General features: G+C 71.7%; 3 protein-coding genes and 1 pseudogene. 3 read left to right on the top strand and 1 reads right to left on the bottom strand.

Translation table 11 applies throughout. The features are described 5' to 3' along the window. The 3 genes from ACWD3D_RS35460 to truA form a co-directional block, all read left to right on the top strand. Positions 1 to 735: DNA-directed RNA polymerase subunit alpha (locus ACWD3D_RS35460; protein WP_451464789.1), on the top strand; the 735-nt coding region annotated here is incomplete at its 5' end. A gap of 149 nt (positions 736 to 884) precedes the next feature. Next, entirely contained in the window at positions 885 to 1382 is a 498-nt protein-coding gene (rplQ, locus tag ACWD3D_RS35455; RefSeq protein WP_451464788.1) for a 50S ribosomal protein L17, read from the top strand. Between the two features lie 99 nt (positions 1383 to 1481). Beyond that, on the top strand, positions 1482 to 2357 hold the full coding sequence (gene truA, locus ACWD3D_RS35450) for a tRNA pseudouridine(38-40) synthase TruA (RefSeq protein WP_451464787.1): 876 nt from the start codon (positions 1482 to 1484) through the stop codon (positions 2355 to 2357). Between the two features lie 28 nt (positions 2358 to 2385). Here truA and ACWD3D_RS35445 read toward each other — a convergent pair. Next, positions 2386 to 3019 (bottom strand): annotated as a pseudogene (locus ACWD3D_RS35445) (hypothetical protein); the annotation flags it as partial.

Raw genomic sequence — 3019 nt, 5'->3', positions numbered from 1 at the left:
CTGCGCAAGCAGGGTCCCGGCCTGGTCACCGCTGCCGACATCGCGCCGCCGGCCGGCGTCGAGGTCCACAACCCGGACCTCGTCCTCGCCACGCTGAACGGCAAGGGCAAGCTGGAGATGGAGCTGACCGTCGAGCGCGGTCGCGGCTACGTGTCCGCCGTCCAGAACAAGCAGGCGGGCCAGGAGATCGGCCGTATCCCGGTCGACTCCATCTACTCCCCGGTGCTCAAGGTCACGTACAAGGTCGAGGCGACCCGTGTCGAGCAGCGCACCGACTTCGACAAGCTGATCGTCGACGTCGAGACCAAGCAGGCCATGCGTCCCCGTGACGCCATGGCGTCGGCCGGTAAGACCCTGGTCGAGCTGTTCGGTCTGGCGCGCGAGCTCAACATCGACGCCGAGGGCATCGACATGGGCCCCTCGCCGACGGACGCCGCGCTCGCCGCCGATCTGGCGCTGCCGATCGAGGAGCTTGAGCTCACGGTCCGCTCGTACAACTGCCTCAAGCGCGAGGGCATCCACTCCGTGGGTGAGCTCGTGGCGCGTTCCGAGGCCGACCTGCTCGACATCCGCAACTTCGGTGCGAAGTCGATCGACGAGGTCAAGGCGAAGCTCGCCGGCATGGGCCTGGCCCTCAAGGACAGCCCGCCCGGATTCGACCCGACCGCCGCCGCCGACGCCTTCGGCGCCGACGACGACGCGGACGCCGGTTTCGTCGAGACCGAGCAGTACTAGAACCACCCCCGGACGGGCCGGTGCGATCGCGCCGGCCCGCCCGTGAGGGCTTTCGGGCCCTCGACACACGGACTTCCGCGGGGCGACCGCCTCACGGGAACTGACACCGGTACCTGATACGGCCGGTGCAGCACACAAGGAGAAACACCATGCCGCGTCCCGCCAAGGGTGCACGTCTGGGCGGCAGCGCCGCGCACGAGCGTCTGCTGCTCGCGAACCTCGCGAAGTCGCTGTTCGAGCACGGCCGCATCACGACGACCGAGGCCAAGGCCCGTCGTCTGCGCCCCGTCGCCGAGCGTCTCGTCACGAAGGCGAAGAAGGGCGACATCCACAACCGTCGCCTGGTGCTCCAGACGATCACGGACAAGAGCATCGTCCACACGCTCTTCACCGAGATCGCCCCCCGGTACGAGAACCGCCCCGGTGGTTACACCCGTATCACCAAGATCGGCAACCGTCGTGGCGACAACGCCCCGATGGCGGTCATCGAGCTCGTCGAGGCCCTGACCGTGGCCCAGCAGGCCACCGGTGAGGCCGAGGCCGCCACCAAGCGTGCGGTCAAGGAGGACGCGGCCAAGGCCGAGTCCGCCGAGGTCGTCGAGGACGCCAAGCCGGCCGAGGCCGACGCGGAGTCCAAGGACGCCTGAGCGTTCTGAGACCACTGTGCGGGCCCGCATCACCCTTCGGGGCGGTGCGGGCCCGTTCTGTTTCCGGTATCGAGTACACGGGATTGAGAGGATGCGCGGGTGAGCGACGAGCCTGAGGCCGGTGCGGTACGCGTACGGCTGGACCTGTCCTACGACGGCAAGGACTTCTCCGGCTGGGCGAAGCAGACGTCCCGGCGGACGGTCCAGGGGGAGATCGAGGACGCCCTGCGCACGGTGACCCGCTCCGCGCGGACGTACGACCTGACGGTCGCGGGTCGTACGGACGCCGGGGTGCACGCCCGGGGACAGGTCGCGCACGTCGACCTGCCGGCCGAGGTGTGGGAGGAACACCGCGAAAAGCTGCTGCGCCGGATGGCGGGGCGGCTGCCGCTGGACGTGCGGATCTGGCGGGCGGCCGAAGCCCCGGCCGGGTTCAACGCCCGCTTCTCGGCGATGCACCGGCGGTACGCCTACCGGGTGGCCGACCGGCCCGGCGGGGTGGACCCGCTGACGCGCGGTCATGTGCTGTGGCACGACAGGCCGTTGGACCTCGACGCGATGAACGAGGCGGCGGCGCCGATGGTCGGCGAGCACGACTTCGCCGCGTACTGCAAGAAGCGCGAGGGTGCGACCACCATCCGTACGCTCCAGAAGCTGAGCTGGGTGCGGGACGAGGAGTCGGGCGTCCTCACCGCCACCGTGCAGGCGGACGCGTTCTGCCACAACATGGTGCGCGCGCTGATCGGCGCCGCCCTGTTCGTGGGCGACGGGCGACGCCCCGCCCCCTGGCCCGCCGAGGTGCTGGCGGCCGGGGTGCGGGACCCCGGGGTCCACGTGGTGAAGCCGCACGGCCTCACCCTGGAGGAAGTGGCTTACCCGGCGGACGAGTTGCTGGCCGCCCGGGCCAAGGAGGCCCGTAACGTACGGTCGTTGCCCGACGGGAGCGTGGACCCGGACGGCTTCGGCTGCTGCTGAGTGGTCGTCACCCCGTCCCGTCGGGCGGCTACTTGCCCTTGATGGCCTTGGCGACCCGGCGCAGCAGCCCCTGCTTGCGCGGGGCCGGTGCGGGCTCCGGGGTCTCCACCCGCAGCGAGAGGTCGCGGTGCGGTCGCGTCCAGTACGGGGTGATGGTGCGGGCGGGGTCGGCGGGGTGCGGGGCCCCGGTGAGCTCCTCGGAGACCTCGGCCGTACGGGTCCGGCCGAGCCGGGCGGTCTTCGTCCAGCCGAGCGCGGTCAGCCGGACGTAGAGGTCCCAGGCGCCGTCGTCGAGGGCGTCGCCCCCGGCGGCCGACGTGGGGTCCAGCTCCGCCGTACCGGCGACGGTGAGGCCGCCCTCGACCGTGCGGCGCACCTCGGACTCGGTGGCCAGGCGATACTCGGCACCGGTCTCGCGCTCCCGCAGGACCAGCACGGCGGTGGCCTTCTCCGGCACCGCGCCGCCGGTCAGCGGCTCCTGGGCGAACCGGTCCAGCACGGTCTGCGGCAGTCCGGCCGGGGCCAGCGTGTGCAGGCCGTCCGCGTCGGTGACCACGCCCACCGGGCCGTCGGCCGCCTGCGGGGTCCCGGTGAAGGACAGCCGGAAGACGCCGTTCTCCTGTCGTACGAGGCCGGTCAGCGAGGACTCGCAGGCGAGGGAG

The sequence above is a fragment of the Streptomyces sp. NPDC002690 genome, from assembly GCF_053592415.1.
Note: the sequence above shows the minus strand (reverse complement) of the source record. Positions and strands in the feature narration are given on the sequence as shown.

What these genes read in the sequence shown, in the direction of transcription:
- rplQ (WP_451464788.1), top strand. Translation starts at nt 885, where the DNA reads ATGCCGCGTCCCGCCAAGGGTGCACGTCTGGGCGGCAGCGCCGCGCAC.